The 25,647-nt window shown below is 70.7% G+C and carries 29 protein-coding genes; 14 read left to right on the top strand and 15 right to left on the bottom strand.

The window, feature by feature from the left end:
* Nucleotides 1-99 precede the first annotated feature (99 nt).
* Nucleotides 100-795, top strand: a complete 696-nt coding sequence (gene radB, locus GN153_RS03510) for a DNA repair and recombination protein RadB (protein ID WP_236544746.1) — start codon at nucleotides 100-102, stop codon at nucleotides 793-795.
* 34 nt (nucleotides 796-829) lie between these two features.
* Here the strand turns inward: radB and phoU are convergent, their stop codons facing one another.
* The gene (gene phoU, locus GN153_RS03505) at nucleotides 830-1,504 is read right to left on the bottom strand and encodes a phosphate signaling complex protein PhoU (protein WP_159899884.1); all 675 of its coding nucleotides are present in this window, start codon (nucleotides 1,502-1,504) and stop codon (nucleotides 830-832) included.
* Nucleotides 1,505-1,851: 347 nt separating this feature from the next.
* On the opposite strand from phoU, the gene GN153_RS03500 reads away from it, so the two are divergent.
* Nucleotides 1,852-2,850: a phosphate signaling complex PhoU family protein gene (locus GN153_RS03500; RefSeq protein ID WP_159899882.1), complete on the top strand. Its 999-nt coding sequence runs from the start codon at nucleotides 1,852-1,854 to the stop codon at nucleotides 2,848-2,850.
* Here GN153_RS03500 and ppk1 read toward each other — a convergent pair.
* From ppk1 to GN153_RS03485, 3 genes are all read right to left on the bottom strand, one after another.
* Nucleotides 2,847-5,318 (bottom strand): polyphosphate kinase 1, encoded by a 2,472-nt coding sequence (gene ppk1 / locus GN153_RS03495; protein ID WP_159899880.1) that lies wholly within the window; start codon nucleotides 5,316-5,318, stop codon nucleotides 2,847-2,849. The genes GN153_RS03500 and ppk1 overlap by 4 nt on opposite strands.
* The gene (locus tag GN153_RS03490; RefSeq protein WP_159899878.1) at nucleotides 5,319-6,020 is read right to left on the bottom strand and encodes a metallophosphoesterase family protein; all 702 of its coding nucleotides are present in this window, start codon (nucleotides 6,018-6,020) and stop codon (nucleotides 5,319-5,321) included. It lies immediately after the preceding gene.
* Between the two features lie 93 nt (nucleotides 6,021-6,113).
* Entirely contained in the window at nucleotides 6,114-6,485 is a 372-nt protein-coding gene (locus tag GN153_RS03485) for a 30S ribosomal protein S8e (RefSeq protein WP_159899876.1), read from the bottom strand.
* Nucleotides 6,486-6,605: 120 nt separating this feature from the next.
* Here GN153_RS03485 and GN153_RS03480 point away from each other — a divergent pair, with 120 nt between their 5' ends.
* Together GN153_RS03480 and GN153_RS03475 are read left to right on the top strand one after the other, a co-directional pair.
* Nucleotides 6,606-7,046, top strand: a complete 441-nt coding sequence (locus GN153_RS03480; RefSeq protein ID WP_159899874.1) for a DUF2240 family protein — start codon at nucleotides 6,606-6,608, stop codon at nucleotides 7,044-7,046.
* Nucleotides 7,046-7,375, top strand: a complete 330-nt coding sequence (locus GN153_RS03475; protein WP_159899872.1) for a hypothetical protein — start codon at nucleotides 7,046-7,048, stop codon at nucleotides 7,373-7,375. Before GN153_RS03480 ends, GN153_RS03475 begins: the two co-directional genes overlap by 1 nt.
* On the opposite strand, the gene GN153_RS03470 is transcribed toward GN153_RS03475, so the two are convergent.
* Nucleotides 7,353-8,009 carry an HAD family hydrolase gene (locus tag GN153_RS03470; RefSeq protein ID WP_159899870.1) on the bottom strand — a complete coding sequence of 219 codons (657 nt, stop codon included), beginning with the start codon at nucleotides 8,007-8,009 and terminating at the stop codon, nucleotides 7,353-7,355. The two genes, GN153_RS03475 and GN153_RS03470, sit on opposite strands and share 23 nt — an antisense overlap.
* Before the next feature lie 113 nt (nucleotides 8,010-8,122).
* Here GN153_RS03470 and pyrF point away from each other — a divergent pair, with 113 nt between their 5' ends.
* Both pyrF and GN153_RS03460 read left to right on the top strand, forming a co-directional pair.
* Nucleotides 8,123-8,938 carry an orotidine-5'-phosphate decarboxylase gene (gene pyrF / locus GN153_RS03465; RefSeq protein WP_159899868.1) on the top strand — a complete coding sequence of 272 codons (816 nt, stop codon included), beginning with the start codon at nucleotides 8,123-8,125 and terminating at the stop codon, nucleotides 8,936-8,938.
* A gap of 71 nt (nucleotides 8,939-9,009) precedes the next feature.
* Complete coding sequence (locus GN153_RS03460) at nucleotides 9,010-9,714, top strand: sensor domain-containing protein (protein ID WP_159899866.1); 705 nt, start codon at nucleotides 9,010-9,012, stop codon at nucleotides 9,712-9,714.
* On the opposite strand, the gene GN153_RS03455 is transcribed toward GN153_RS03460, so the two are convergent.
* On the bottom strand, nucleotides 9,711-9,914 hold the full coding sequence (locus GN153_RS03455; protein ID WP_159899864.1) for a hypothetical protein: 204 nt from the start codon (nucleotides 9,912-9,914) through the stop codon (nucleotides 9,711-9,713). The genes GN153_RS03460 and GN153_RS03455 overlap by 4 nt on opposite strands.
* A 465-nt stretch (nucleotides 9,915-10,379) precedes the next feature.
* On the opposite strand from GN153_RS03455, the gene GN153_RS03450 reads away from it, so the two are divergent.
* A complete protein-coding gene (locus tag GN153_RS03450) occupies nucleotides 10,380-11,000 on the top strand; it encodes a J domain-containing protein (protein WP_159899862.1) in 621 nt (206 codons plus the stop codon).
* Here GN153_RS03450 and GN153_RS03445 read toward each other — a convergent pair.
* Nucleotides 10,979-11,863: an MBL fold metallo-hydrolase gene (locus GN153_RS03445; RefSeq protein ID WP_159899860.1), complete on the bottom strand. Its 885-nt coding sequence runs from the start codon at nucleotides 11,861-11,863 to the stop codon at nucleotides 10,979-10,981. The genes GN153_RS03450 and GN153_RS03445 overlap by 22 nt on opposite strands.
* Nucleotides 11,864-11,964: 101 nt before the next feature.
* Here GN153_RS03445 and GN153_RS03440 point away from each other — a divergent pair, with 101 nt between their 5' ends.
* Together GN153_RS03440 and GN153_RS03435 are read left to right on the top strand one after the other, a co-directional pair.
* Complete coding sequence (locus GN153_RS03440) at nucleotides 11,965-12,699, top strand: phosphoglycolate phosphatase (protein WP_159899858.1); 735 nt, start codon at nucleotides 11,965-11,967, stop codon at nucleotides 12,697-12,699.
* A gap of 178 nt (nucleotides 12,700-12,877) precedes the next feature.
* On the top strand, nucleotides 12,878-14,542 hold the full coding sequence (locus GN153_RS03435) for a GTPBP1 family GTP-binding protein (protein ID WP_159899856.1): 1,665 nt from the start codon (nucleotides 12,878-12,880) through the stop codon (nucleotides 14,540-14,542).
* A 21-nt stretch (nucleotides 14,543-14,563) separates the two neighbouring features.
* Here GN153_RS03435 and GN153_RS03430 read toward each other — a convergent pair whose 3' ends face one another.
* Nucleotides 14,564-15,220 carry a helix-turn-helix domain-containing protein gene (locus GN153_RS03430; RefSeq protein ID WP_159899854.1) on the bottom strand — a complete coding sequence of 219 codons (657 nt, stop codon included), beginning with the start codon at nucleotides 15,218-15,220 and terminating at the stop codon, nucleotides 14,564-14,566.
* A gap of 86 nt (nucleotides 15,221-15,306) precedes the next feature.
* On the opposite strand from GN153_RS03430, the gene GN153_RS03425 reads away from it, so the two are divergent.
* On the top strand, nucleotides 15,307-16,086 hold the full coding sequence (locus GN153_RS03425) for an SDR family oxidoreductase (protein ID WP_159899852.1): 780 nt from the start codon (nucleotides 15,307-15,309) through the stop codon (nucleotides 16,084-16,086).
* A 41-nt stretch (nucleotides 16,087-16,127) separates the two neighbouring features.
* Here the strand turns inward: GN153_RS03425 and GN153_RS03420 are convergent, their stop codons facing one another.
* From GN153_RS03420 to GN153_RS03390, 7 genes are all read right to left on the bottom strand, one after another.
* Nucleotides 16,128-16,805, bottom strand: coding sequence for an HAD family hydrolase (locus tag GN153_RS03420; RefSeq protein WP_159899850.1), 678 nt, complete (start codon nucleotides 16,803-16,805; stop codon nucleotides 16,128-16,130).
* Nucleotides 16,806-16,844: 39 nt separating this feature from the next.
* On the bottom strand, nucleotides 16,845-17,330 hold the full coding sequence (locus GN153_RS03415; RefSeq protein WP_159899848.1) for a hypothetical protein: 486 nt from the start codon (nucleotides 17,328-17,330) through the stop codon (nucleotides 16,845-16,847).
* The gene (mch, locus tag GN153_RS03410; RefSeq protein ID WP_159899846.1) at nucleotides 17,330-18,259 is read right to left on the bottom strand and encodes a methenyltetrahydromethanopterin cyclohydrolase; all 930 of its coding nucleotides are present in this window, start codon (nucleotides 18,257-18,259) and stop codon (nucleotides 17,330-17,332) included. Before mch ends, GN153_RS03415 begins: the two co-directional genes overlap by 1 nt.
* Before the next feature lie 114 nt (nucleotides 18,260-18,373).
* Nucleotides 18,374-19,201: a bacteriorhodopsin gene (locus GN153_RS03405; protein WP_159899844.1), complete on the bottom strand. Its 828-nt coding sequence runs from the start codon at nucleotides 19,199-19,201 to the stop codon at nucleotides 18,374-18,376.
* A 114-nt stretch (nucleotides 19,202-19,315) separates the two neighbouring features.
* On the bottom strand, nucleotides 19,316-19,972 hold the full coding sequence (locus tag GN153_RS03400; RefSeq protein ID WP_159899842.1) for a cytochrome c biogenesis CcdA family protein: 657 nt from the start codon (nucleotides 19,970-19,972) through the stop codon (nucleotides 19,316-19,318).
* A complete protein-coding gene (locus GN153_RS03395; protein WP_159899840.1) occupies nucleotides 19,969-20,496 on the bottom strand; it encodes a TlpA family protein disulfide reductase in 528 nt (175 codons plus the stop codon). The genes GN153_RS03400 and GN153_RS03395 overlap by 4 nt, the downstream gene beginning before the upstream one ends.
* Nucleotides 20,493-21,158, bottom strand: a complete 666-nt coding sequence (locus GN153_RS03390; protein WP_159899838.1) for an SCO family protein — start codon at nucleotides 21,156-21,158, stop codon at nucleotides 20,493-20,495. Before GN153_RS03390 ends, GN153_RS03395 begins: the two co-directional genes overlap by 4 nt.
* A 292-nt stretch (nucleotides 21,159-21,450) precedes the next feature.
* On the opposite strand from GN153_RS03390, the gene GN153_RS03385 reads away from it, so the two are divergent.
* Genes GN153_RS03385 through GN153_RS03370 form a run of 4 tightly spaced genes read left to right on the top strand, consistent with a single transcriptional unit; the run spans nucleotide 21,451 to nucleotide 25,606 of the window.
* On the top strand, nucleotides 21,451-22,107 hold the full coding sequence (locus GN153_RS03385; RefSeq protein ID WP_159899836.1) for a nitrous oxide reductase accessory protein NosL: 657 nt from the start codon (nucleotides 21,451-21,453) through the stop codon (nucleotides 22,105-22,107).
* 1 nt (nucleotide 22,108) lies between these two features.
* Nucleotides 22,109-24,037 carry a NosD domain-containing protein gene (locus tag GN153_RS03380; RefSeq protein ID WP_159899834.1) on the top strand — a complete coding sequence of 643 codons (1,929 nt, stop codon included), beginning with the start codon at nucleotides 22,109-22,111 and terminating at the stop codon, nucleotides 24,035-24,037.
* Nucleotides 24,027-24,782, top strand: a complete 756-nt coding sequence (locus GN153_RS03375; protein ID WP_159899832.1) for an ABC transporter ATP-binding protein — start codon at nucleotides 24,027-24,029, stop codon at nucleotides 24,780-24,782. Before GN153_RS03380 ends, GN153_RS03375 begins: the two co-directional genes overlap by 11 nt.
* Nucleotides 24,779-25,606, top strand: a complete 828-nt coding sequence (locus tag GN153_RS03370) for an ABC transporter permease subunit (protein WP_159899830.1) — start codon at nucleotides 24,779-24,781, stop codon at nucleotides 25,604-25,606. Before GN153_RS03375 ends, GN153_RS03370 begins: the two co-directional genes overlap by 4 nt.
* Nucleotides 25,607-25,647: the final 41 nt, after the last annotated feature.

Raw genomic sequence — 25,647 nt, 5'->3', positions numbered from 1 at the left:
GCGAGCCGGCCACTTAGCGGATCCGGGCCACGCGGGGGGCGGGGGAGTGAACGCCGGCGAGACGCGGCCTTTTATGCGAAGGTGGCCCAAGCCCGGAGTGTGACAGAGCCCATCCCGACCGGCTGCGACGCCATCGACGGACTCCTCGGCGGGGGGTTCGAACGCGGCGCCGTCACGCAGGTGTACGGCCCGCCGGCCGCCGGCAAGACCAACGTCGTCCTCTCGGCGGCCATGGAGGCCGCGGACGCCGGTGCCTCGACGCTGTTTATCGACACCGAGGGGCTGTCGGTCGACCGGATGGAGCAACTCGCCGCGGCCCACGCCGGCCAGGGCCGGAGCGTCGACGACCTCGCGGGCCGGCTGGTCGTCAGCGAGGCGCTGTCCTTTGAGGAGCAGGAGGAGGCAGTCCGGGACGCCACGGACGTCGCCGGGGAGGTCGACCTCGTGGTGCTCGACAGCGCCACCGGCTTCTACCGGCTGGAACGTACCGAGCAGGAGGAAGGGGAGGCACTGCGCGCGGTCGCCCGGCAGGTCACCCATCTGCTCTCGCTGGCCCGGCGACACGACCTCGCCGTCGCCTTCACCAACCAGGTCTTCACCGACCCCGACTCGGATGCGGCGCGCGCGCTGGGCGGGCACACGCTCGACCACTGGTCGGCGGTCATCCTGCGACTGGACCGCTTTCGCGGGGGGAACCGCCGGGCGACTCTGGAGAAACACCACAGCCGCGAGGCCGGCGCCCAGGCGGGGTTCAAGATCACCGGCGAGGGGCTCGTCGAGGCCGACCACCCGTAGCCGTAGCCCCCCGGCGGGCCTCCGACCGGGACGGTCAGTACAGCAGGTCGTCGTCGTTCTCGACCATGTACAGCGTCCGTGCGGCGATGTTGACCGCGTGGTCGCCGACCCGCTCGAGGTCGCGGATCGTGAGCAGGAGCCGGTGGACGTCCCGCATCAGGCGCTCGACTTCCTCGTCGCTGTCGGCGTCCTCGCGCTCGATGAGGTCGCGGGCGACCGCCTCGGAGGCGCGCTCGCAGAGCTCGTCAACCCGGTCGTCGTAGTCGGCGATCTCGTAACAGACATCCGGGTCTTCCTCGGCGTAGGCCTCCATGGATCGCTCGACCATCCGGGTGACCTCCTCGCCGATCTCCTGGACGTCGACGTCCGGGTAGACGTCCCGTTCGGCGTCGAGGGTGTAGTCGCCGAGGTTGGTCGCGAGGTCGGCGATCCGCTCGAGGTCGGTGATGATCTTGAACGAGGCGGCGATGAAGCGCAGGTCGCCGGCGACCGGCTGCTGGAGCGCGAGCAGGTCGATACACTCCCCCTCGAGGTCGAGATAGAGCGCGTTCACTTCGTCGTCGCCCTCGATGACCTCCCAGGCGAGCTCCTCGTCTTTGGCCTGGAGCGCGTCCAGCCCCATCCGCAGGCGCTCGAGGACGACCTCGCTCATGTAGAGGACGTCCTCGCGCAGGCCCGCGAGACGCTCCTGGTATCCTTCCCGTGGCATGGACCCATCTCGCCGCTGACAACACATAACCGTTCGTATGACGCGCGTCCGGCGCCGGCCCGAACGTGTGCGTACTCGGGTCGCGGGTTGCCGAGACGGACTGTAACCTATATATCCGGGAGTCTCGTGGTCACGTCCCGGGCTGTTCCGGCCTGGAGTCGGCCGGTCATCCCGCTCCGAACCCCGCAACGTCCCCTCCGGATGACCCGGGAACTGCGACCACGGAAGGCGGCTGCCGGTTGCCGCGCGGCGCAGGCGGGGGTGCTCGCAGCACAGAATACGTTACTCTTGACTGATATATATAGATTTGCAGAAGTTTATTATCCCCCTGGGTCGAACGGTGGCGTATGGAGACACGCAAGGTGCAGGTCACGGGTGGGTCGACGTACACCGTCTCCCTGCCGAAGGAGTGGGCGACGGCAAACGACGTCGAGGCCGGCAGCGTCGTGGAGTTTCACTCCGAGGAGGACCTCCTGTTGCTCTCGCCGCGTCGGGAGGAGGAGCGCACGGAGGGGACGCTCGACATCACCGGGCTGGAGGACGAGCACGAGCTCACGCGCGCGGTGATGACGATGTACGTCAGCGGCTTCGACGTCATCAGGCTGGAGACCACGCGGATCACCGCCGCCCAGCGCCGGATCATCCGCGAGGCCACGCAGGGGCTCGTGGGGCTGGAGGTGATCGAGGAGACGTCCGAACGGGTAGTGTTGCGGGACCTGCTGGACTCCTCGGAGCTGTCGGTACACAACGCGATCACGCGGATGCGGCTGGTCTCGCTGACGATGCTCGAGGACGCCGTCGAGGCGCTCATCGAGCACGACGACGACCTCGCACAGGACGTGATGGAGCGGGACGACGACGTGGACCGGCTGTGGTATATGGTCTCGCGGGTGTTCCGGACCGTCCTCCGCAACCCGACCGCGGCGACCGAGATCGGCTTTCCCCGCGACACCTGCTTCGACTTCCAGTCCAGCGCCCGCCAGCTCGAGCGGATCGCCGACCACGCCACCAAGATCGCCGACCTCGCCCTCGAACTCGAGGAGGTGCCCGACAGCGCCGTCGGCCCGCTCCGGGCGCTCCGCGAGGAGGCGGCGACGGTCCCCGAGATGGCGATGGACGCCCTGCTGACCGACGACCCCGAGGAGGCGACCGAGCTGGCCACCTCGGCCCGGGCCCGGATCGACGACGTCGACGGGAAGGCCCGCGAGGTCGACAAGGAGATCCGCGAGCTCGACCCCGGGACGGCGCAGGGGCTGGGGCTGGTCGTCGACTCGCTGTCCCGGACCGCCGACTACGGCGGTAACATCGCCGAGAACGCGCTGCAGAAGGCCGCCCCGGACCCCTAACTCCAGTACTCGTCGACCAGCGCCGCGGCGGCGTCGGCGGTTTTCCGGTAGACGCGGTCGCCGTCGGGCGTGCGCACCGCGAACGCGTAGGTCCCGCTGTCGGGGCGGTACCACCGGTCGGGGTGTGCGAGTAACGCCTCCGGCAACGTCTCGTCGGGGTCGTCGTCCCCGGCTGTCACACCGGGGTCGCGTCGGCCGGCCCCGCCGCCGACCCCCGGCCTCGCGGCGTCGGCCCGGGACCGGTCGGGACCGTCACCGATGTCGAGCCCACTCCCCGGGAGGTCGAACGCACAGGGGATCCCTCGGGTCACCTGGTCGCTGCTAGCCGCGGCTTCGGCCTCAGACATGAGGACGGTCTGTGTGTCGACCACCCGGCCGTCCCCGGGAGTGCGCTGGGTGTACGAGCCGTCGGGGTGCATCTCCCAGGCCCGGCGGTTGTCCGCCAGCGCGAGGTCCAACACGAACCGTAGCTGTTCGCGGAGCCTGGGGTCCTCGACGGGTGTGACGGCCTCGATGCGCCTGTCGAGGTTGCGGGTCATCCAGTCCGCCGACCCGGTGTAGTACCCCGGGTCGGCGTCGGCCCGCGTCCCTTCTTCGTCGACGGCCGTCGCGTTCTCGAAGTAGAATATCCGGGAGTGCTCGAGAAACCGCCCGACGATGCTGTAGACGTCGACGGTCTCACTGACTCCCTCGACGCCGGGGCGGAGTCGGCAGATGTCCCGGACGACGAGGTCGATGTCGACCCCGGCCATCGCGGCCTCGTACAGTTCCCTGATGATCGCTGGGTCTTCGAGGCTGTTGACCTTGACCACCATCCGGGCGCGTTCGCCCTCGCGAGCGTGTGCGGCCTCGTTGCGAATGAGGTCGGTAAACCGCCCGCGCATCGTGACGGGCGCGACCAGTAGCTTCCGGAACTGGTCTTCGAGCGTCGGGCCGGTGAAGGAGTTGAACAGCTTCACCAGGTCGTGGCCGATATCCTGGTCGGCGGTCAGGAGCCCGAGGTCGACGTACCCCTTGGCAGTCTCGGAGTGGTAGTTCCCGGTGCCGACGTGTGAGTACAGCTGGACCCCCTCGGGCTCCTCGCGGACCACGAGCGCCGTCTTGGTGTGAGTCTTCAGGCCGACGGTCCCGTAGGCAACGTGGATACCGTGTTCCTCCAGGGTTCGCACCCACTCGAGGTTGTTCTGTTCGTCGAACCGCGCTTTGAGTTCGACCATCACCGCCACCTGCTTCCCGTTCTCGGCGGCGTCGATCAGGCTCTGGATCACCTGCGAATCGCTTGCTGTCCGGTAGATCGCAGCCTTGATCGCGAGCACGTCGGGGTCGTTAGCGGCCTCGTCGAGGAACCGCTGGACCGTGTCGGTGAAGGAGTGGTAGGGGTGGTGCAACAGGATGTCGTCGTCCTTGATTTCGGCGAAGATGTCGTGCTCGCGGTCCTCGCCGAATTCGTCGTAGCCGTGCCAGCCGGCTGGCAGGCGGGAGTGGGGCTGTGGCGTCCAGGGGTCGGGTTTCAGCTCCGGATACTCGAGGTCGACGAGCGTCTCGAAATCCCGGAAATCAAGCGGCGCCGGGAGCTCGAACACCTCCCGCTCGTCGAGGTCGAGTTGGTCGACGAGCGTCCGGCGGACCTGCCGGGGAGCGCCGGCCTCCAGTTCTAGGCGGACGACTGTGGCGAACCGCCGCTCCTCCAGGACTTCCTCGACCATCTCGATGAGGTCCTCCGCGACCTCCTCGTCGCGCCGAACCTCGGCGTTTCGCGTCAGTCGAAACAGCGCGGTGTCCACCACTTCGGTGCCCGGAAAGAGCAGGTCCAGATTCGCCCGGATCACCTCCTCGACCCGGACGTACCGGTCCTCCTCCTCCGCGCCGACCGGGACGAACCGCGGGCGGTTGGGCGGGACCTTCACCCGGTTGAACGTGGGACTCTCCTCGCCGCGACCCCGCGTCAGCACGGCAAGCGAGAGGCTCCGATTCGAGATGAACGGGAACGGGTGTGCGGGGTCGAACGACAGCGGCGTCAGCGTCGGCAGAACGGAGCTCTCGAAGAGCTCCCGGAGTTCGGTCCGCTCCCCGACCGGGAGGTCGTCGTAGTCGACGACCGCGATCCCGGCGTCCGCCAGTGCCGGCCGGACGTGCTCCTGATACCGCGAGGCCTGCCGTTCGAGCAGTGGGCGGGCAGTCTCGAGGACCTGGTGCCACTGCTGTTCGGGGGTGCGTCCGTCAGCCGTCCGCTCAGTGATTCCAGCGTCGATCTGCTGTTTCAGTCCGCCGACCCGCTTCATGAAGAACTCGTCGAGATTACGGGTGACGATCGCCAGAAACCTGAGTTGCTCGAGCAGCGGGGTGCGGTCGTCCAGCGCCTCGTGAAGGACCCGCCGCTGGAAGGCCAGCTCGCTCAGCTCGCGGTTCAGGTAGTACGCGGGGTCCGCGAGGTCGACGTCGTGGGAGTCGTCGGTGTCAGGCGACATCTACGCCGTCCGGCCCGCCTGCTGCGGGCTGACGATGTTCCCCTCGTCACGGTGGAGGTGGGTGGCTGGAGGGTCGACAGAAACGAACCGCTCGCGCCGGTAGTCGTAGGCGGTGAGCTGCCCGCCGTAAACACAGCCCGTGTCCAGCCCCACGGCGTACGGGGATTCGAAGGGTTCGTCGAGAACGGTGTGGCCGAAGAACACCCGCGGTCGGTCCCCTCTGTCCTCGAACCAGTAGGGTCGCTCGTAGCCGTCACCCGCCAGCGAGCGCATGTTCAGCAGGTCCTGCTGGTCGTGGGCGCGGAGCGGTTTGCGGTGGTCGACACCCCCGTGGACGACCAGCGCGTCGTCCCACGAGACGGCGACCGGGAGCGACTCCATGAACGCGATGTCTTCGGCCCCGTGGTCGGGGTGGCTCTTGCGGCCGCTGACCAGGTGCTGTTCGTTGTTCCCCCGAACGCTGATGACGTTCTCCTGGACCCGCACGACGTCGAGAACACCGCCGCTGTCCGGCCCCTTCCGGACGAGGTCTCCGACGGCCACGAGGAGGTCGTCGGGCCCGAGCGACAGCCGCTCCAGAAGCACCTCGAACGTCCGCCGGCAGCCGTGGATGTCGCCCACCACGTAGATGTCGTCGTATTCGTCGGCGTCGATGCGACAGTGTTCGACGGGGAGCGCGTCGTCGAGGGAGTGGTTCGCCATGTGTGGATCCTGACGGCGATGTTCCCCCTCGAACCGCGGCGGTAAATACCCTTTATATGTTACGGGTAAACCCCTATATACGGCTACGTTCGGCTACTCCACCAGGACGGCGTTGACCTGGCCGTCCTGGCCGGGCCGGGAGGTGACGCGGGCCCGCCCCGCGTCCGTCTCGATGACCGCGCCCTTGGTGAGGATGTTCCGGCGGGCGTAGTTGGGGTTCGCGGGGTTCTCGGCGACGCTCTCGATGGTCGCGGCGACGGTGCCGTCGTCGGTGGCGACCGTCGCGGTGTCGGTCTGCATGGCGCGGACCTTCTCGGTCCCGCCGCGGGCCTCGACGGTCTTCAGCCGGCGCTCGCCGACGGTCGTCTCCGTGGGCTCCGAGCCGAGCTGGTGTTTCTTGCGGTCGCTACTCCGCCGGCGCCGGCCGCCGGTCCGCGTGCGCGTCGAGCGTGCGTGGTCTTTCATACCCGCAGGGAGTACCAGGGCGTACTTCAACCCCTCGTCTCGCCGCGGCCCCGGGACGCCGCTCGGGTGGCCGTCCGGCCCTCGACAGCTTTAGGGGCCGTCGGGTCGGCCCTTGTGGCGATGAGTCTCCGGCGGACCGTGGCCGCACCGTTCCGCCAGCGCGGCGTCGACGAGCTGCGCGAGAGCGAGTTCGTCGTCGCGCTGTCGCTGGACCGGGACTGGTTCTCTCCCGACCAGGCACAGCGGCTGGTCGACGCCGCCGTCACGGAGGGGCTGCTCGAGCGCGCCGACGAGACTGTCGCCGTCACCTTCGACCCGGCGGGGGTGACGGTGCCCGATGGATTCGTCCCCGACGAGTCCGTCGTCCAGCAGCGCTCGGTCTTCGAGCGGGCCCTCGGGGCCGTCGTCGACGCGGGCGTCGAGAAACAGGAGGCCGTCGCCGGGATCAACCGGCTCCAGGCCGAGCTGGACGTCGCCGTCGAGGCCGCCGCGCTGCTGTACGCCAGCCGTCAGGGCGTCGACGTCGACGGGCTGGTCGACCGCGCCCGGGAGGAGCTGTGATGGTCGAGGACCGAGTCACCGACGGCAAGCGGATCGCCCAGCTGCTGGCCTCCGAGTTGACGGGGCTGGAGACCGGCCCGCTCGGGGCCGTCGCCGTGACCGACGCCGACCCCGAAGCCGAACCCAGTTCCGGGGGGACCGTCGCGTACCGCGTGACGGTCGAGGGGGAGGCCGTCGGGGCGGTCGTGATGTATCCCGGGCGGGTCGTCGTCGACCTCGGCGTCGAGGAGTCGGAGACCGGCGGGAAGCTCGCCGTCGAGAGCGGCGCGGCGGTCAAGCGAGCGGTCGACGCCGTCCGCGAGCAGCTCAGAGGCGCTGCTGACGGCTGAGCACGTCCCGGACGCCCTCGACCAGCGACTCGCGGACCACGGTGTCGTCGGCCGCCGGGTCGGGGTCGTCGTCCTCACTGCCCAGCACCTGAACCGCGAGCATCCCCGCGCGCTTGGCGCCGCGGACATCGGCGGTCGGGTTATCGCCGACGTAGACGGTCTCCTCCGGCGGGACGCCGAGCCGGTCGGACAGCGCGGCGAAGGCCCGCAGGTCGGGCTTGCCGGCCGGGAGTTCGCCGGTCACGACGACGGCGTCGAACAGGTCGGTCCAGCCGAGCCGCTCGAGCTTGCTCCGCTGGGCGCGGCTGGGGCCGTCTGTCAGCAGCCCGACGCAGTACCGCTCGCGGAGCTCCGCGAGCAGGTCCGGGACGCCGGGGACGGGGACGAGCGCGTCGTTGACCGCATCGCGGTAGGCCCGGCTGACGGGCTCGGCGTCGCCGTTGTCCAGAATGGCGTCGAAGATGGGCGCGCGGGTCTCGGTGGCCAGGTCGGCGCCGTGGGCGTCGAGGTACTCCCCGCGGTCGATCCCGCGTACTCCGGCGGCGTCGGTGGCCTCGTCGAGCAGCGTCTGGCGGTCGCGTTCGGTGACGACCAGCGTGTCGTCGAGGTCGAAGGCCACCGCGTGGATCGCCATCGAGTGCCCCTTGACGGGCCCGAGACATGAGTGTTGGTGACCGTCCCGGGCACCGACGGTGCTCTCCCCGCCCGGATCCGACAGTTTTCAGTCCCGCCGCTCGTGGTCGGGGTATGGACACCGACGTACCGTTCTTCGAGCGTCTGCGCGAGCGCATCGACCGGGTCGACAGCGTCGTCTCCGTGGGGCTGGACCCCGACCCGGACCGGCTCCCCGCCGCCGTGGAAGACGCCGACCTGCCACGCTGGGCGTTCAACCGCCGCGTCATCGACGCGACCCACGAGCACGCCGCCTGCTTCAAGCCCAACGCCGCCTTCTACGAGGACCCCGACGGCTGGCGCGCGCTCGAGGAGACCGTCGCCTACGCCCACGGGAAGGGCGTGCCCGTGTTGCTGGACGCCAAGCGCGGGGACATCGGCAACACCGCACGGAAGTACGCCTCCATCCTCGATACCGTCGACGCCATCACCGTCAACCCCTACCTGGGACGGGACGCCCTGGAGCCCTTTCTCGCCCGCGAAAAGAAAGGGGTGTTCGTGCTCTGTCGGACCTCCAACGCGGGCGGCGCGGACCTGCAGGACCTCGAACTCGCCTCGGGCGACCAGGTCTACGAGAAGGTGGCCGGGCTGGCGGACCTGTGGAACCGCAACGACAACGTCGGCCTCGTGGTCGGCGCGACCGCCCCCGAGGAACTGGAGGCGGTCCGCGGGCTGGTGCCCGACCTGCCCTTCCTGGTGCCTGGCGTCGGCGCCCAGGGCGGGGACGCGGAGGCGGCCGTGGAGTACGGACTGGTCGACGGGGTCGGGCTGGTCAACTCCTCGCGCGGCATTATTTTCGCCGGCGAGGACGCCCGCGGCGCGGACGCCTACTTCGGCGCGGCCGGCGAGGCCGCGAAGCGGCTGAAACAGCGGCTCAATCACTATAAATAAACGTTGTGCCGAAATGCGAACTCGGCGACACTGGTCCAGCCTCTTTGCTGCCGGGTGTCCTTCTGGCAGGTATGGCCGAACCAGCAACGGCGACGCGCAGCCGGTCCGTGTCCGGCCGGGTGTTCGGCGTCGTCACGGACGGGGGGACCTACCGGCACATCGCGTACCTCCTGTTGCGGTTCCCCTTGGGGGTCGCGTACTTCACGGCGTTCGTGACCGGGGTCGCCCTCGGGGTGGCGCTGGTCCCGCTCGCGGTCGGCGTACCGATACTCGCGGCCGTGCTCGGGCTGGCCGACCACGTCGCACTCGTCGAGGCGGCGCTGCTCCGGCGGTTGCTCGGTCGCGAGGCGACCTGGGAACCGGCCGACCTGAGCAAACTCCCGGTCTGGCCGTATTTCAAGACCGTCGGCACCGACCCTCGGTGCTATCTCCTGGTCGCCTTTTTCCTGGCGACGTTCTTCGTCGGGACGTTCGCGTTCGTCGCCGTCACGGTCGCGTTCACGGTGGCGCTCGCCTATCTCCTCGCTCCGCTGTTGTTCTGGCTCCCCGGCGTCACCTACGGCGGGGCCGGGACGGTAGGGGACGTGGCCGTGGACCTGGGTCCGGTTGACCTGACTGTCACCGCCGACGCCGTCGGGTTCGTCGCGGTCGACACTCTCCCAGAGGCACTGGTTGCATCCCTGTTCGGAGCGGTGCTCGGGCTCGTCGCGCTACACGTATTCAACGCCGCCGGCCGCGTTCACGGGGCGGTCACCCAGACGCTGCTCACTCGCTAAAACTGGTAGGTGTCGACGCCGTCGGGCATGTCCTCCTCCGAGGGGACGTTCGTCGGCCGGTCCCCGACTTCGGCGGCGCACTCGACACAGAGACCAAGGTCTTCCTCGAAGTGGCGCTCACAGACCAGCTGGCCACAGCGCTGGCAGGCCCCCTCGACGTCGGCGCTCGCGCAGATCTCACAGGGGCTCGAGACGCTCATACTGGAGTTACCGCACCCAGCGGTTTGAACCCTCGGCCGCGATGCCTGGTGGTGTTTGCTTTAGCGGGATGGGGATTCAGTCCTGCAAGAAAGCCCCGAGACGTTGCGGTCGAGGGGCTCTCGCGGTTCCCTGCAGTCACCGTTCGAGCGGGCCGAGGTCTCCATTCGGTCGGCCTCGCACTCGCTGTGCTCCTCGGTCGCTTCGCTCCCTGCGGTGCTTGCGTCGTCCGTCTTCCCGCAACGTCTCGCCCCTTCCAGTCCCACCCACAGCCACACTCCTCCCCAGCCGACTGCGGTGCTTGCTCACTGCGTTCGCTGCGCTCCTCATCCCTCGCACGGCGACTGTCGCGCGAAGATACGCGCGACAGCGCGCGCCAGGTCCTGTAGATCCCGTGGGTGGCCCCACCTCCCCGAACACCACCCCGCAGCCGGGAGGCTTACGGGCTCGCCGCCCCAAGCACAGGTGTGCACCGTTCGCGGCTCGTCACCGGCCTCGCCGGCGCGTTCGCCCTGATGACCGTCGTCCTCGCGGTCGGCGGACTCGCCGGGAGTCTCATCCTCCTGCCGGTCGCGGCCCTGTTCGCGGCGATGACCTACGTCCTCTGGTCCCACGCCACCGGGCGGCTGATGGGGCGGCTCTACCGGAGCGTCGAGAACCAGGCCCGGACCGCGGGTGCCGCGGGGGGCGGCCGGCAGCGCGCCCGTCGCGAGCGACAGCGGGGCGGCAGCGACCGGGGTGGGTTCGGCGCGGGCCCGCGCGAGGAGTGGACCGCTCCCCGCGAGGGTCGGAGTGTTACCGAGGAGGCCCGCCGGCGCGCGCGCCAGCAGGCCCGGGCCCGGCAGGGGCGCGCGGCCGACAGGGGGCGCGGGCAGCGCCGGCAACGGCGCGCCAGCAGGCCGGGAGAGACGAGCGGGCCGACCGCCCGGGAGGCCTACGAGACGCTGGGGGTCGAGCCGGGCGCCGACGAATCGGCGGTCAAGCGGGCCTACCGCGAGCGGATCAAGGATGTCCACCCCGACGCCGCCGACGGCGACGCCGAGGAGTTCAAGCGGGTCCAGGCTGCCTACGACCGGTTGACCGAGTAGTCCAGATAGTCGAGGATACCGACGATGTCCCGCGGGAGCGTCGGCGTCCCCCACTCCGGGGCCAGCCGCTCTATCATCGCCCCGAGGTCGCCGCCGGTAGCCTCGTGTGCCCCCCGCACGGCCTCGACCCACTCCGGGAGGACCTGTTCCGCTCGCTCGAGGTCCGCGGCGGCATCCCCGCCGGGGCCGAAATGCGAGAACAGGACCCGGTCGGGGTCGAGATCCTGCATCCTCCTGACGGTCTCCAGGGTGTCCTCGAGGTCGAAACTCGGCGGCGGCGTGGTGGGCATCACGCGACCTTCGTAGTAGGCCCCGACCGCATCGGCCGCGAACAGGGTGCCACTGTCGGGCTCGAGGGCGGTGTAGTGGTGGGGGGCGTGGCCGGGTGCGTCGTACAGCGCGAGCGTGCGGTCCCCCAGGTCGAGGTGCTCTCCGCCCGCGACCGTCCGGCACCGGTCGGGGTCGACGGGGTCGGGGTCGCCGAAGGGCTTCTCCTCGCCGACGGCGGCCTCGACGCTCTCGACGAGGCGCGCGAGGCTGTCGGGTTCGGTGAGGTACCGGTGGCCCCGCTCGTGGACGACGACCGTCGCATTCGGGCAGCGCTCGGCGAGCACCGCCGCCCCGCCGGCGTGGTCGAGGTGGAGGTGGCTCACGAGGATGTAGGCGACCTCCTCGGGGTCGATCCCCACCACGGCCATCGCGTCCAGCAGGCGGTCGACGGTGTTGGCGGGGCCGGCGTCCAGCAGGGCCGGACGGTCAGCGTCGAGCAGGTAGGTGGCCATTCCGCCCTCGATACCGTCGAGCAGGTGGTCGACGAGATAGATGTCCGGGCACCGCTCGACGTCGACCGGTGGAACGTCCATACCCGAGGGTGGGAGCCGGGCGGCATGTGCGTTTTCCTCGACGCCGGCCAGCGCAGTACAGGCCGCGGGGTTGATGATTCCCGGGCCGGAACGAGGGGATGATGCCGGACGGAGACGACAGCCGCGTCGGGCGTGTGGGTCGGGACGGGAACGTGTCGCCGCTGGTGGTGGATATCGACGGAACGCTCACCGACGACCGCCGCCGGGTGGACCCGCGGGTGGTCCCTGTCCTCCGGGAGTGGGCCGCACCGGTGGTCATCGCCACCGGGAAGTCGATGCCCTATCCCGTCGCTCTCTGTGAATTTTTGGGGATCGACACGCTGGTGGTCGCGGAGAACGGCGGGGTCGTCCTGACCGGCCGGGCCGGGGACCTCCAGATCCGCGGCGACCGCGCGGCCGCCGAGGCGGTCCTTGCGGAGTACCGCGACCGGGGATACGACCTCGGGTGGGGGGCTGCGGACCTGGTCAACCGCTGGCGCGAGACCGAACTCGCCGTCAGCCGGGACCAGCCTCTCGGGCCGCTCGAGGAGGTCGCCGGCGACCACGGGCTTGTCGTCCTCGACACGGGATTTGCTTACCACGTCACCTCACCGGACGTAGACAAGGGAACCGGCCTCGCGGCGGTCGCGGAAGCGCTGGGCCACGATACCAGTGACTTCGCCGCCGTCGGGGATTCGGAGAACGACGCGCCGATACTCTCCGCGGCCGGCCGGAGCGCGGCCGTCGCGAACGCCGACGCGACGGCGCGGGCAGCCGCAGACCACGTCACAGCGGCGGCGTACGCCGACGGCTTCCTGGAAGCAGCCGGCTGGGTCGCCGACGGGTCCGAGGATTGAAGTACCGAACCGGGACCAGCGACCCCGTGACCTGACAGCCGGCGCGTCGTGGCCAGCGGTCGTGCGACACACCACGGCGCGAGGGGAGCGTGTCGCCAGTTCGCAACGACCGACTCAGCTACGGATAGAGCCACGAATCCGGGGAAAGCTTTTGCGTGGCGGTCCGCTATCGGTCCTCATGAGCCCCGACCGGGCCGCCCTCGAGCGGACCGTCGAGCGCGGCGAACGCGAGGGTGGAAGCGTCGAATTCAAAGAGCGGCTCACGAAGGAACTGCACGCGAGCGAGGGGCGATTCGAGAGTCTCGCGGCGCAGCTTCGCCACCGCGTGCTGTCGGGCGACGGCGAGGCGACGTACGTGGTCGGCGTCACCGACGATGGTGGAATAACGGGCATCCCCCGGGAGGACTTTTCCGAGTCGATGGACGTGCTCTCCCTGCTCGCAGAGGAAGCCGGCGCACACATCGAGGAGGTCCAGACCTGGGGCGTCGGGAACGGGTCGGCCAGCGCGACGAACGGCGACGGGACCGGGAGCGCCGCGGGGCCGGAGGACGGCGGGATCGTCGGCCTCGCAACCATCCGCGAGGGGACCGCGATCGAGGACGACGAGCACGTCGTCGTCGGGACGGCCGGCCACGTCGACCACGGCAAGTCGACGCTCGTCGGTTCGTTGGTGACCGGACAGGCCGATGACGGGGAGGGAGGGACCCGCTCGTTTCTGGATGTCCAGCCCCACGAGATCGAGCGAGGGTTGTCGGCCGACCTCTCCTACGGCGTCTACGGCTTCGACAGCGAGGGCCCGGTCCGAATGGACAACCCCCACCGGAAGGGCGACCGCGCCCGGGTCGTCCAGCAGGCCGACCGGCTCGTGTCGTTCGTGGATACTGTAGGTCACGAACCCTGGCTGCGGACGACCATCCGCGGACTGGTCGGGCAGAAACTCGACTACGGACTGTTGACTGTGGCGGCCGACGACGGTCCGACCGACACGACCCGCGAGCACCTGGGGATCCTGCTGGCGACAGACCTGCCGACGATGGTCGCCATCACCAAGGCGGATCTGGTGGACGACGAGCGACTTGTTGAGGTCGAGCGGGAGGTCGAGCGCCTGCTCCGGGAAGTCGAGAAGACGCCACTGCGCGTCGAACGACACGGCGTCGAGTCGGCTATCGAGGAGATCAGCGAAACCGTCGTGCCAGTCGTCACGACAAGCGCCGTCACCGGGCGGGGCCTGGAGGTTCTCGACGAAATGTTCGCCCGGCTCCCGAAGACGGCCGGGTCGGGCGTCGACGAGCAGTTCCGGATGTACGTCGACCGGACATACAACGTCACCGGCGTCGGGGCCGTCGCCTCCGGCACGATCAAGTCCGGCGAGGTCGCCGCCGGTGACGAACTCCTGCTCGGACCGATGCAGGACGGCAGTTTCCGGGAGGTCGAGGCCCGGAGCATCGAGATGCACTACCACCGTGTCGACCAGGCCAGCGCCGGCCGGATCGTCGGCATCGCGCTCAAGGGCGTCCGCGAGGAGGAGATCGAGCGCGGGATGACCCTCTTGCCGCGCGAGGCCGACCCCGAGCCAAGCCGGGAGTTCGAGGCGGAGGTGATGGTGCTCAACCACCCGACCCGGATCGGCGCCGGCTACGAGCCGGTGGTTCACATCGAGACGGTCAGCGAAGCCGCGGCGCTGTACCCCGAGAACGACCAGCTTCTGCCCGGGGACACCGGACGGGCTCGCGTCCGGTTCAAGTTCCGTCCGTATCTCGTCGAAGAGGGGCAGCGCTTCGTCTTCCGTGAAGGACAGTCGAAGGGTGTTGGAACCGTCACGGACCTGCATCCCGGAGAGTAATGGCCACGGAGGGGCGGCCGGTTACGCGAAGGTGGCCCGGAGGACTTTCGACTCCGCCTTTCTGAGGTGTTCGGCCGCGGTGCTGGGCGCGCAGCCGAGCCGGTCGGCGACCGCCTCGTGGTCGGCCTCGCGAGGCACCTCGTAGTACCCGAGGTCGAGCGCAGCCTCGACCGCCTCGCGCTGGCGGTCGCTGAGGCGGCTCTCGGCTGCCGCGCCGATGGCCGACAGGCCGCCGATCTCCTCGACGGTCAGTTCGACAGGCGAATAGTCGGCCACCAGCGTCTCCTGGAGCGCCTCCGACGGGCCGAAGGCAGACAGGGTCACCGTTCCGTCCTCGTGGTAGACGATGGGTGGAACGACGGCCACGCCACCCCGGGCGATAGCTCCGAAGAACTCACGGAGTGACTCCGTCATGGCGTCCCAGACGTACGCGTAAAACGCGTCGTCGCCGGCGGGTTCGAGTGTGTAGTCGATGACTTCGTCGACGCCGGAGACGGCTGCCTCGAACGCCTCGAGGTCCCCCTCGACGTAGTGGAGGATCCCGAGTTCGTCGTCCGCGGTGTTCCACTGCATGGCCGTCGCGCGCTCGACGAACTCCGCGTTGGCCACGATGTCGTACATCGGATGGACCTCCGTCTCGCGCCCGTCGGCGGTCAGCGTCACCCGGACGTGCTTCATGCCGGTGTCGGGCCGGCCGCCGGACTTAAACCCCCCCGGGCGACTCCGGCAGTGTCGACTCGGCCACCCGGACCGAACCGACTCGTATGGGAGTCACGCTACTGACCGGTGCGACCGGAACACTCGGGAGTGCACTGCGACCACGCCTGTCAGCGGCCGGCCACGAAGTGCGCGCCGCCAGCCGCTCGCCACCCGACGACGGCGGAACCGCCGAGTGGGTCGAGGTCGACCTCGCGACCGGGGCCGGCCTCGACGCCGCCCTCGACGACGTCGACGTGGTCGTCCACGCCGCCACCGCGCCCCGGGGAGACACCGAGGCGGTCGACGTCGACGGGACCCGGCGGCTCCTGACTGCCGCGACGGAGGAGGCGGTCGAGAACGTCGTCCACCCCTCCATCGTCGGTATCGACGACATCCCGTACAGCTACTACGAGCACAAACTGACGGCCGAGCGACTCGTCGCAGACAGCGACGTCCCGTCGACCGTTCTCCGGGCGACGCAGTTTCACCCGTTCGTCCACGACCTGCTGGGGGCCGTGGCGCGGCTCCCGGTGTGGCCCCTCCCGACGCGGTTCGAGAACCAGCCGGTCGACGTGGGCGAGGTCGCCGACGCCGTCGCCGAGTACGCGACGGTCGAGGCGGCCGGCCGGGTCCCCGATGTCGGCGGTCCGGAGGTCGAGTCGGTCGGCGAACTCGCGAAGACGTACCGCGAGGTCCTGGGGGTTCGGCGGCCGGTCCTCCGCCTGCCGCTCCCCGGGTCGACGGCCGCGGCGTTCCGTGCCGGCCACGCCACCTGCCCGGACCGGGCCGTCGGGACGGTAACCTGGGAAGAGTGGCTCCGGAAGCACCGGGCCGGCGCCGGGTAGAGGCCGGCCCGAGTTGGTGACGTCCGGGGGGCCGCCGGGCCTCACCAGGGCTCGTCGACGAGCGCGTGCAGCGAGCTCACGCGGCCGTGTGGCTCCGGCTCGGGGTCCGCAACCCCGTCGCGGTCGAACCACACCGACCGAACGCCCGCCCGGTTCGCGCCCGCGACGTCGGCCTCCAGGGAGTTACCGACGTAGACGCTCCGTTCGGGAGCCACGCCGAGTGACTCCAGCGCCGCCTGGAAGGGCTCGACAGCCGGTTTGGCAGCCGTCTCGTAGCCGGCGTGGACGACCGTCTCGAACCGGTCGTCGAGGCCCACGGCAGCGAGCTTCCGCCCCTGCATCCCCGGCCCGCCGTTCGTGACCGCGGCGAGGCTGTACCGGGAGTCGAGCGCGTTGAGCGCCCTGTGCGCGCCCGGGAGGGGGTCGACCCTGGTGTGGTCGCGCTCGGCCGCGTAGGCCCGCGCGACCGCCCGGCCGACCTCCGGGTCCCGACCCTCCTCGCGGGCGATGTCGGCGAAACACCGCTTCCGGAGGTCCTGCACGTCCTCGCTCTCCTCGGCGAACTCGCCGTAACGCGCCTCGTAGTCGGCAGCGTCGAAGAAGGGGTCGACGCCGGCCGCCTCGAAAGCCAGCGGCAGCAGGTCGCCGGGCGTTCGCTCGTACTCGACGAGCGTGCCGTCGATGTCGAACAGGACTGCCTCGACCGGAGCGTCGGTCATCGGGGTCACGTACCCGACTGAGAGGAATAAGTCACGCGATCACCCGGCGGGCCGGTATCCGTCGTCCGCTCGCTCGAGGTGGCCGAGGGCCACGCCCCACTCGAGCAGCCGCCGGACCCGCCCGTGCCACTCGGCCTCCCAGTCGGGGTCGCGGTCCCGCTCCCACCTCGGGACGCGGTCGCGGACCGCCGCGAATGCCGTCGCGGCGTCGAGCGGCTCGTCGGCGGCATCGAGCACCTCGAGCAGTTCCCGCGCGCCGAAGACGCCGTCCTCGAAGGCCGCCGCGAGCGCCTCACCGTCTGGCGGGTCGCGCACCCGGTAGTAGCCGCGGTCGGTCTCGTCGACCAGGCCGAGCGCCTGGCAGAACGTCAGCCACTCGCGTGCCTCCTCCCGGGAGGGGACGCCAGTCCGGTCGCGGATCCGGGTACAGCAGTCCTCGACGCTGCCGGGGACCAGCGGGACTGCCTCGCTGACCGCGTGGAGCAGGTCCTCGTCGACCGGCCCGGGGACCACCTTGTAGCGCATCAGTAGAAGCTCTCGGCGAGCACGTCGGGGCGAGTCTCGCCGACGACGTGGGTCTCCCCGCCGAGGACGTCGAGCGTCACCTGCGCGGGGCCGAAGAAGTCGACGGGCAGGTCGGCCAGCTCCCAGTCGACGTCCTCGAAAACGTCCGCGCAGGGCTGCCCGTACTCCCCACCAGCCGTCGAGGCGACCGCCTCGGGGTCTTCGACCGGGTCCTCGAGGTGGAGGTGGACCTGCCCGCCGTAGACGAGTGCGTCGGTCGTCCGGGCCATCGCCGCCTCCTCCCCGTCGGCGACCGGCGCGACCGGCGCCCGCCCGGTCGCCGAGAGCACGCTCGCGGGGTCGTAGCCGGACTCCGCCAGCCGGAGGGTCGCGAGCTCAGCGGCGCGGGAGGCGGCGACGACGCTGCCCGTGACAGAGGCTGTGGCGTAAGCGGGGAGAAACACCGCCGACTCGGGGACCCCGGCCCGCTCGGCAACGGCGCTGGCGACCTCCTCGCCGGGGAGCTGGTCGGTCTCGACCGCCAGCACGGCGAAGTCGGCGTCCTCCCGGTAGCCCACGCGACCGAAGATGTCCTCCTCGGCGACGAGCGCGCGGGCGGGCCCGCTGCCCAGCCCCTCGAAGTCGCCGACGCTGAGTTCCCAGCCGGCCTTACCGGCACAGAGCAGGCCCAGCGCCGGGTGGTCGGTCGAGAGTTCGACGTGGGTCAGCGGGGCGCCCCCGACGGTCTCGACGCCGGTCTGGACGGTCGCCAGCCCGGCGGTCTGGACCTCCGCGAGCAACAGTCCGGCCTCCACGGCACCCGGCCGCTCGACCCCGAAATCCAGTACCGCGGCGTCGCCGGTGAGGCCGTGGACCCCGATAGTGAGTTCCTCGGCGAAGTCGATGGCCTCGTCGACGAGTTCGGTGGCCATCCGGTTGAGCGTCTCCATGGGCCGGCTTGGCCGGCCACCGTTAAGAACGCGTGGACTCCTGCCGGTTCCCGACCGTCCGGTCACCGCCACGGGACCACGAGCGGACGGACCGAAGGCGAGTAGCAGAAAGTGTCAGTCGTCGGCCGGGGTGGCACCGGCGGTCCCGGCACCGCTCCCCGCGCTTTCGACGACCGACTCGTTGTCGGCGACCCAGCGCAACAGCAGGAACGCGAAGACGTACTTCGCGAGGATGTCGAGCGCGGAGTACCCCCAGGAGGTGAGCCCGGCCGACTCCACGAGCGCCAGCCCCTCGATGCCGACCGCCCAGACGATCGGGTAGCCCAGCCAGAGGACGACCGTCAGCGCCCGCAGCGTCGAGAAGATCTCGCTGGTTCCGGCGGCCTCCGCGCTCACGGGCCACTTGAACACCAGCGCGTACAGCACGACGGCGAAGAACACACAGCTGACGGCGTAGAACACCCACCGCATCAGAAGCGAGGAGGTAGTCAGCGCCGCCGCCAGGCCGGTCAGACACATCCCGATGTCGGCGGCGACGACGGCCAGCAGGTCGGCGCGGTCGACGTCGGCCAGCCACCCGAGCGCCGCCAGGATCAGCGGCGTCGAGAACGCCCACGTGAGATAGCGCCCCCACTGGCTGACCGCCTCGTCGAGCGGGTGTCCGGCGGGCATCTCGAGGACGCCGATGGTCACCCCCGAGAGCAGTCCGAGGTAACTCGAGATCGATACCAGCGGGATGAACAGCGTCACGACCCAGATCATCCTGGCGCGGTCCCCCCGGACGTTCCGGCCCATATAGGCGAACAGCAGCGCCGCCAGCCCGGCCAGGGCGACGTTGACCCACAGCGACGAACTCAACAGCTGGTCGCCCTGTATCAGGTCTGCCTGGAGCGGGACCAGTGCCGGTAGCGCACCCTCTCCGCCGAGTACTGCTTCGAACATGACCGAATTTAAGTAAGGATTGACGATACATTAAAATGACCCCTGCTGAACAACGAAACGGGATCCGCTGGGGCGGGCGCGGTGTCCGCCCCGGAGGGCCCGAGTCAGGAGGTTCTACAGCACGTCGAGCACAGCGACGGAGAGGTAGAGCTGCCCGAGTCCGGCGGCGACCATCACGGTACCGGCGACGGGCTTGACGTACTGCGAGAGCCGGCCGGCGGAGCGCCAGGAGCCGACGCCCGCTCCCGTCAGGAGGGTGATGCCCGCGAGCGGGGCGGTGACGCCCGCCGCGTACGCGCCCAGGACTGCGACGCCCGCGGGTGCGGGGAGCGTCGCCGCCTGGCCGACCACCCCCAGAAAGAGCGGGACGACACAGCCGGCCGCGGCGAGTGCATAGGCCGCGCCGAAGACGCCGAACCCGGCGACCGAGTCCGGACGCCGGGAGAGCGGCACCCGCACCTCGGGGACCCGGTCCGTGGCGACCAGTGCCCCGAAGACGACCAATCCGAGGCCGACGAGCGGTTCGAACGCCGGCAACACGCCGGTCAGCGCCCGCCCGAAGACGAAGGCGAGCCCCGAGACGGCGGCGAGCGTCGCCAGCGCGCCGGCCGCGGCCGCCCCGGCGGCCGCGACCCCGGGGACGCCGTTCTGTTGCAGGGCGTAGCCCACGTAACCCGGCAACAGCGGGAACGCACACGGGGCGAAAAACGTCGTCAGGCCGGCGCTGAGGGCGAAGGCCAGGACGCCGGCGCCCGGAACTGCTCCGGTCATGCCTCCAGGTGACGGTCGAGCCGGTCGCCGAGAGTGTCGGCATCGACGAGCCCGGCGTGCTCCCAGCGGACCGTCCCGGACCGGTCCACGACCGCGAGGTAGGGCAGGCCGTCGGCGCCCAGCGCGGCCATGAGGGCGCTCTCGGGGTCGAGTCCCACCGTCCAGTTGCCGTCGTGGCGCTGCCACCACTCCCTGATGTCGGCCCGGGTGAGCGTCCCGCCGACGCGCTCGTTGGTCACGGAGACGAAGGCCGCACGGTCGCCGTACTCGCGGTGGACCGCGCCGAGCGCATCCATCTGTTCCCTGCAGGGCGCACACCAGGTCGCGAACAGGTCAACGACGGTCACCGGCTGCCCGCGGACTGGCAGGCCGAGCTGGCCGGCCTCCGACCCGGCGGCGTCGACCGTCTCGACGCGGACCGAGAGCCCGTCGGAGCCGCCCGGGAGCCCCTGGCTGACCGCAAGCAGGCTCCCGCCGGTCAGCCCGAGCCCGGCGAGTGCGGTGAGGAGTCGCCGCCGGTTCATCCGTTCCTTACCGTCTCCAGGTCCGCGATCATCGTCTCGGGGTCGGGCTGTTTCTCCCGGTAAGCGCGCTCGACGTACCCGTCGGCGTTCACGAGCAGCGTCAGCGCGGCGTGTGCGAACATGTACACCTCCATCTCCTCGGGATGGGTCCGCTCGAAGGAGACGCCGAACTGCTCCGCGACGACCTCCTCGGCCCGCCCTCTCGATGCCGGCCGGAGGAACCGCCAGTTACCCGCGGCGAGGTCGACGTTCATCTCCTCGCCGTAGGTCCGGAGGCGGTCGGCGTCGTCGCGCTCGGGGTCGAAGGTGGTCGGATGAAACGCCACCTCGTCGCCGTATCCCTCGTTCAGCGCGTGCGTCTGGACGTTCCGGAGCGCCGAGATGAGCACCGGACAGACGCTGTTGCAGTGGCTGTAGAAGAACGTCAGCAGCTGCGGGCGGTCGACGGACCGGAGAGCGACCTCACGGTCCGCCAGCGGCGCCGGGAGCGTGACGTCGGGGAGCCGCTCGCCCCAGGCCGGGTACGGCAGGTCGCTGCTGTCGAACTCCCGGTCCGGCTCCGGGAGCACCACGTCGGGGTTACCGGCGCCGCTGGCCGAGCAGCCCGCCAGCCCCGCCGCGCCGAGCGTTGCAGCCACCTGGAGGTATGTGCGTCGCCTCATCTACGACTCGAGCTTTGGAATTTCCACACAAGAGTCGTCTGGTGTGATCCTCGAATCCGGGAACTGCGGTCGGTTTCGGCCGGGGCCAGGGAGTGGCGGTCGGTTGCGGCCGGCGCCCGAGAGGGGCAGTCGGCTGGGACCGGGCGCCGGCGGCCGCTCGCCCGCGGTCGCGGCGGCGGGCGTAGTACGCGTCTAGAACGCCAAAACCGGGTCGCATAAATCCGTCGTCGAGTTCAGCCGTCCGGGAAGGAGTGACGAGTATTTCAGTAGACAGTGCCAACAGTAGCCAACGATGTGCGACCACTCTCATCACGCTCACGGGCACTCACACGTCCCCTCGCACGGGGGCGGAGAGGGGCCGGAGCGGGGACGCCGGGTCGGGGACGTCACGCGCCGTCGGGTACTGGGAGGGGTGGGTGCGGCAGCCGCCGCGAGCGTCGCCGGCTGCCTCGGGGGCGGCGGCGAGGGGGACACACCCGAGCCGGTCACGCTGACGACCGAAGACCAGTGTGAGGTCTGCGGGATGGTGATCCCGAACCACCCCGGGCCGAGCACGGAGATATTCTACCGGGACGAGCAGCCGTCTGGCCACGACAACCCCGCTCGGTTCGACAGCACGTGGGAGGCGTTCCAGTACGACTTCGAGCGCCAGGACCGTGGCTGGGAGCGCACGGCGTTTTACGTCACGGACTACTCGAGCGTGGACTACACGCTCACCCAGGACGGCGACTCGACGCTGATCAGTACCCACCCCGAGGCCGACGCCTTCGTCGACGCGACCGAGGTGACCTTCGTCGCCAACTCCGAGGTGAAGGGGGCCATGGGCCGTGACCTCATCGGGTTCTCGGCCGAGGCCGACGCCGACTCGTTCAGCGACGAGCACGGCGGGACGCTGCTCTCGTTCGGGGACGTCACCAGGGAGACGGTCGCCGGGCTGGGCATGAACTGAGATGGTGGGCCGGGTCAGGGTCGCGTGGGTCGGGCTGGGGCTCGCGGTCGTGCTCCTCCTCGCCGGGACGGGCTTTCTGGTCAGCCCGGACGCCGGCCAGTCGTTCTCGCCGGTCGCCTTCGACGACACCCTGACGACCGGGATGACCGGCGTCGACGTCCGCCAGGCCGAGTCGCGGGGCTGGTCGGTCCCCCGGGCCCAGGCCTTCTACGCCCAGTACGAGTACGTCGTCGGCTACTACGGGATGGAGGCGCTGGTCGAGGAGGTCGGAACGGGCGGAGGCGGGACCTACGGCCGCCCGCTGGCGGTGTTCGTGACAGACTACTCCGGGACCGCACCCGAGCTGACCGACGCCGGCTACGTCACGCTTCAGAACGACGTCAGGCGCGGATGGGTCCGGGCGTCCGAGGCGCACTTCGTCGTGGACAGCGAGGCCCGGACGCCGGCCGGACCGGCCGTCCTCCCCTTCGGCGACCGGGCCGACGCGACCGCCTTCACCGACCGGTACGGCGGGACGGTCGTCGGCTGGGCGGCGGTCAAGAGCCGGTCCGGGACGGAGCGCGCGCGCGGCGCGGTCTTGCGCGAGCGGATCGGCGAACAGCACGCGTGGGCGAACCGGACCGTCGCGGACGCCAGCGAGCTTCGCGACCGTCCGGTCTCAGTGGTCGTCGGGGAGGGGGACGCCCCGACGCTCGAGGCGGCACTGGAGCAGGCGGAGGCGAACGAGACGGTCCGCCTCCCGCCGGGGACCTACGACGGCCCGGTGACGGTCACCAAACCGGTCACGCTCGCGGGCGCCGGGAACGCGACAGTCATCGACGGGAACGGGACCGGGAGCGTCCTGACGGTCCGCTCGCCGCGGGTCGCGGTCACCGACCTGCGCGTGACCGGCGTCGGCGACCGTGACCTCGGGAACGCCTCCGACGACGACGACGGCTCCGAGTGGGACCGGCGCGTGCGCCTGGTCTACGGCGAGGGTGACGCCGGGATCCGGATGGCCGACGCCCGCGGCTCGCTCGTGGCCGACGTCACCGTCGACACCCCCGCCAACGGTATCGTGTTGCTCAACAGCTCGGGGGCCGCCGTCACGAACGTGACTGTCCGCGGGGCCGAGGACTGGGGCGACGGCTTCATGGGCGTGCTGGCGATGTACTCCCGCGCGGTCGTCCAGGACTCTGCCTTCCGCGGCGGTCGCGACGGGGTCTACACCCACTACTCCGACGGGCTCGTGGTCCGGGACAACACCATGCGCGGGATGCGGTACGGGGTCCACGAGATGTACACGCGGGACACGCTGGTCGCCAACAACTCCGTCCGTGAGACACAGGTGGGGGTCGTCGTGATGACGCGGCCGCAGGGGAACCTGGTCGTCGGCAACGACGTCCGGGACTCGGGACGGGGGGTCTCCGTCGACGGGAGCACCTCCCTCGTGGCCTGGAACGTGGTCGCTGACAACGGGCTGGGGATCTCGGTCGGTGCCGACCGCTCGCTGGTGACCCACAACACCGTCGTCCGGAACGACGTCGGGGTACGCGACGGGACGCTGTTGCCCACCAACGACATCGCCGAGAACGATATCCTCGCGAACGGCCGACCGGTCGAGGTCGCGCCGGGGAGCCGCGACACCTGGGCCGTCGGCGGTCGCGGCAACTACTGGGGCCCGATCCCGGGCCGCGACCGGGACGGTGACGGGGTGATCGACCGGCCCTACCGGCCGACCGACACCGTCGACAGCGCCGCGAACCGGTCGGCCGGGGCCGCAACGTTGGCCGACTCGCCGGCGGTCACGGTAATGCGGGGGTTCCAGCGCGCCGTCCCCGGGCTGCGCGCGGAGGGGGCCATCGACCCCGCCCCGCTGAGCCGGCCCGTCAGACCCGACGTCCTCGACCGGCTCGGCGTGGAGACGGGGGTGACGAGCCGTGACGGATGAGCAGGACCCCGCCGAGGGACCGGTCATCGACGTCGAGGGGCTGGGCCACGCCTACGGCGACCTCACGGTGCTCGAGGAGATCTCCTTCGCCCTGGCGCCGGGGACGGTCGCCTGTCTCATCGGGCCGAACGGCTCCGGCAAGAGCACGCTCATGCGGTTGCTCGGCGGGCTGATCGAGCCGACAGACGGCAGCGTCGAGGTCGACGCCAGGGGCGACCGGCCGGTCGGCTACCTCGCACAGACCCCCGCGTTCCGCCCGCAGTTCACCGTCGCCGAGACGGTCGCCTTCTACGGCTCGCTGGTCGAGACCGACGTCGACGTGGACGCGACGCTGGAGCGGGTGGGGCTGACGCCGGTTGCCGACCGACCCGTCGACGCCCTCTCGGGCGGGATGACCCGCCTGCTCGGGCTGGCACTGACCACCGTGGGCGACCCCGGCGTGCTCCTGCTGGACGAGCCCGCGAGCGGGCTGGACCCGATGATGACCGCCTACATCACCGGCGTCATCGGGGACGTCGCCGACACCGGCGACGCGGTCGTGCTCGCGACGCACAACCTGACCGCCGCCGAGCGCGTCGCGGACGTGGTGCTGGTGCTCGACCGAGGGACGCTCGTCGCGGCCGACCCGCCCGGAGAGCTCCTGGCGGAGACCGGGACGGACTCGCTCGCGGACGCCCTCGAGACGCTCGTCGGCGCGGAGATGCCGACAGTCTACGCCGGCAGACAGCGGGGTGAGGAGGAGTGAGCCCCGCCCGGACGCGAACGGCCCGGACGATGGCCGTCGCCCAGCGGGAGTTCCAGACCGTCCTCCGGAGCCGAACGGTGGCCGCCCTCGCCGTCGGCTACGTGGGGCTCGTGGTCGGGCTCACGCTGCTCTCGGCGCCGGGTGGCTACCTGCCGGCCGTGCTTGACCTGCTGTTGCCCCACGAGGTCCTGCTCCCGGTGCTGGGGTTCGCGCTCGGCTACCGCGCGGTGCTCGGCGACCACGACCGCGGTGAGATAGAGGCCATCCGGACCTTCCCCGTCTCGGCCGGCGAGTACGTCCTCGGGGTGTATCTCGGGCGGCTGGTCCCCCTGCTCGGCGTCGTCCTCCTCTCGCTCGTCGGCGTCGGCGTCGCGGTGACCACCGCGGGCGGCGGCGAGACGGTCTCCGTCATCGCGGTCCACAACACCGTCGACACGCCGGTCACGTTCCTGCGCTTTGTCGTCGTCACGGCCGTCTTCGCGGCAGTCGTGCTCGCGCTGGCGGTGCTGGTCTCGACGGTCGCGCGCTCGACGCGTGCCGGTCTGGCGCTCGCCACCGGCCTGGTGCTCGCGCTGGTCGTCGGTTTCGACAGCAGTTTCGTCGCCGCACTCTCGGGAGGGCTGGTCTCGCCGGCGGACCTGACCGCGCTGCTCGCGCTGAGTCCGAACGCCGCCTACAGGAGCCTGGTGTTCTCGCTCGCCGTCGCGCCGACCGGCGCGAGCGAACTCCCCGTCGCCGCGGCCACGCTCCCGGCGGCACTCGGGCTCGTCGCCTGGTTCGGCGTCTCGCTGGCTGCCGCCAGGGCCGTCGTCTTCCGCCCCTGAGCGGCGCTCTACCGGCCGGGGGGCGTTTGCGGTCCCGTCCG

This window comes from Salinirussus salinus (genome assembly GCF_009831455.1).
In the GTDB taxonomy this organism is placed as follows: domain Archaea; phylum Halobacteriota; class Halobacteria; order Halobacteriales; family Haloarculaceae; genus Salinirussus; species Salinirussus salinus.
Note: the sequence above shows the minus strand (reverse complement) of the source record. Positions and strands in the feature narration are given on the sequence as shown.

Coding starts and splice junctions, on each gene's coding strand:
- phoU (WP_159899884.1), bottom strand. CDS start 1,504: ATGCCACGGGAAGGATACCAGGAGCGTCTCGCGGGCCTGCGCGAGGAC.
- GN153_RS03500 (WP_159899882.1), top strand. CDS start 1,852: ATGGAGACACGCAAGGTGCAGGTCACGGGTGGGTCGACGTACACCGTC.
- ppk1 (WP_159899880.1), bottom strand. CDS start 5,318: ATGTCGCCTGACACCGACGACTCCCACGACGTCGACCTCGCGGACCCC.
- GN153_RS03490 (WP_159899878.1), bottom strand. CDS start 6,020: ATGGCGAACCACTCCCTCGACGACGCGCTCCCCGTCGAACACTGTCGC.
- GN153_RS03485 (WP_159899876.1), bottom strand. CDS start 6,485: ATGAAAGACCACGCACGCTCGACGCGCACGCGGACCGGCGGCCGGCGC.
- GN153_RS03480 (WP_159899874.1), top strand. CDS start 6,606: ATGAGTCTCCGGCGGACCGTGGCCGCACCGTTCCGCCAGCGCGGCGTC.
- GN153_RS03475 (WP_159899872.1), top strand. CDS start 7,046: ATGGTCGAGGACCGAGTCACCGACGGCAAGCGGATCGCCCAGCTGCTG.
- GN153_RS03470 (WP_159899870.1), bottom strand. CDS start 8,009: ATGGCGATCCACGCGGTGGCCTTCGACCTCGACGACACGCTGGTCGTC.
- pyrF (WP_159899868.1), top strand. CDS start 8,123: ATGGACACCGACGTACCGTTCTTCGAGCGTCTGCGCGAGCGCATCGAC.
- GN153_RS03460 (WP_159899866.1), top strand. CDS start 9,010: ATGGCCGAACCAGCAACGGCGACGCGCAGCCGGTCCGTGTCCGGCCGG.
- GN153_RS03455 (WP_159899864.1), bottom strand. CDS start 9,914: ATGAGCGTCTCGAGCCCCTGTGAGATCTGCGCGAGCGCCGACGTCGAG.
- GN153_RS03445 (WP_159899860.1), bottom strand. CDS start 11,863: ATGGACGTTCCACCGGTCGACGTCGAGCGGTGCCCGGACATCTATCTC.
- GN153_RS03440 (WP_159899858.1), top strand. CDS start 11,965: ATGCCGGACGGAGACGACAGCCGCGTCGGGCGTGTGGGTCGGGACGGG.
- GN153_RS03435 (WP_159899856.1), top strand. CDS start 12,878: ATGAGCCCCGACCGGGCCGCCCTCGAGCGGACCGTCGAGCGCGGCGAA.
- GN153_RS03430 (WP_159899854.1), bottom strand. CDS start 15,220: ATGAAGCACGTCCGGGTGACGCTGACCGCCGACGGGCGCGAGACGGAG.
- GN153_RS03425 (WP_159899852.1), top strand. CDS start 15,307: ATGGGAGTCACGCTACTGACCGGTGCGACCGGAACACTCGGGAGTGCA.
- GN153_RS03420 (WP_159899850.1), bottom strand. CDS start 16,805: ATGACCGACGCTCCGGTCGAGGCAGTCCTGTTCGACATCGACGGCACG.
- GN153_RS03415 (WP_159899848.1), bottom strand. CDS start 17,330: ATGCGCTACAAGGTGGTCCCCGGGCCGGTCGACGAGGACCTGCTCCAC.
- mch (WP_159899846.1), bottom strand. CDS start 18,259: ATGGAGACGCTCAACCGGATGGCCACCGAACTCGTCGACGAGGCCATC.
- GN153_RS03405 (WP_159899844.1), bottom strand. CDS start 19,201: ATGTTCGAAGCAGTACTCGGCGGAGAGGGTGCGCTACCGGCACTGGTC.
- GN153_RS03400 (WP_159899842.1), bottom strand. CDS start 19,972: ATGACCGGAGCAGTTCCGGGCGCCGGCGTCCTGGCCTTCGCCCTCAGC.
- GN153_RS03395 (WP_159899840.1), bottom strand. CDS start 20,496: ATGAACCGGCGGCGACTCCTCACCGCACTCGCCGGGCTCGGGCTGACC.
- GN153_RS03390 (WP_159899838.1), bottom strand. CDS start 21,158: ATGAGGCGACGCACATACCTCCAGGTGGCTGCAACGCTCGGCGCGGCG.
- GN153_RS03385 (WP_159899836.1), top strand. CDS start 21,451: ATGTGCGACCACTCTCATCACGCTCACGGGCACTCACACGTCCCCTCG.
- GN153_RS03380 (WP_159899834.1), top strand. CDS start 22,109: ATGGTGGGCCGGGTCAGGGTCGCGTGGGTCGGGCTGGGGCTCGCGGTC.